The organism is Alteromonas sp. ALT199, from assembly GCF_018619335.1.
In the GTDB taxonomy this organism is placed as follows: domain Bacteria; phylum Pseudomonadota; class Gammaproteobacteria; order Enterobacterales; family Alteromonadaceae; genus Alteromonas.
The window spans coordinates 1-569 of record NZ_JAHHDX010000163.1 but is presented as its reverse complement, the minus strand read 5'-3'; the positions used below and the strand labels follow the sequence as shown (position 1 = coordinate 569).

At 47.3% G+C, this 569-nt stretch carries 1 protein-coding gene; it reads right to left on the bottom strand.

Annotation, left to right across the window (positions count from 1 at the left end):
• Window positions 1-569, bottom strand: a 569-nt coding sequence (locus KL866_RS18520) for a LysR family transcriptional regulator (RefSeq protein ID WP_251140167.1), incomplete at both ends; no start/stop codon positions are given.

The window sequence follows — 569 nt, the reverse complement described above, 5'->3', positions numbered from 1 at the left end:
TTTCAGACAAACCAGAAAGCTTTGTAGCAAGCGTATCAGGCAGGCTATGCGGTAAAATAAGCCCCAGTGATTCCTCGCCTAAGTACTCGCTGTGTATATCTTCGCTCTCTGGCTGGTTAGTTACAATGCCAAGCTCAAGTGTATTGTTCGCTATGCCTGATAGGATTGTGCGCCGGGGAGCGACTTCGACATGAATGTTCAGCGCGTTATGCTGCTTTTGCAACGCTAACAGAGCAGGGTAAATACGCTGAGCGATAGCACCTGAGCAGGCTACTACACACTTTCCTTCGAACGGGGCGTCAAACTTTAAGCTGGCAATAAAGTTTTGCTCCGTAGCCTGCTGATTTTTAGCGTAGTGATACACCCGCTGACCCTGCTCCGTAAGCTGAATACCCTTGCCTAAGCGAACAACGAGTTTACACTGACATACCTCTTCTAACTTTTTCAGGTGCTGACTTACCCCGGGTTGCGTCATAAATCGCTGCTCAGCCGTGCGAGTGAAATTTCCTGTTTCTACTAAAGTAACGAAGGTGTCTAGCCAAATAGGGTTAATCATCTGGGTATAATTT